This window comes from Pseudomonas sp. MWU13-3659, assembly GCF_023757525.1.
Taxonomy (GTDB): Bacteria; Pseudomonadota; Gammaproteobacteria; order Pseudomonadales; family Pseudomonadaceae; genus Aquipseudomonas; species Aquipseudomonas entomophila_E.
Window position 1 is genome coordinate 1 of the sequence record NZ_JAMSHW010000128.1, and the last position, 316, is coordinate 316.

The 316-nt window shown below is 64.9% G+C and carries 1 protein-coding gene; it reads right to left on the bottom strand.

What is annotated here, in order from left to right:
- A partial coding sequence (locus NGM28_RS28625) for a DUF2345 domain-containing protein (RefSeq protein WP_252092568.1) occupies window positions 1-316 on the bottom strand: 316 nt, incomplete at both ends.

The window sequence follows — 316 nt, forward strand, 5'->3', positions numbered from 1 at the left end:
GTGGGCGGTGTAGTTGGCGCTGGTAACGTGGGTGATGCCGCTGGCGTTGTAGGTGGTGGCGCTGCCACCACCCTGCACCACCAGCTCGGTCTTGGCCTTGAGGATGATGCGGTCGGCGTTGGCAGTGATGTCGAGCTTGGCCAGCAGGTTGATGCTGTCCTTCAGGGCGCGGATGTCGATGTCGCCGGAGGCCGACACCAGTTTCCAGCCCAGGCTCTGCACGAAGAAGCGCATGCCCTGGCTGGCACTGGCCAGCAGGCGTTTGCCGATCGACATACTGGTGTGGCCGGTACTGCTCAGGGCCAGGTGGCTGCCG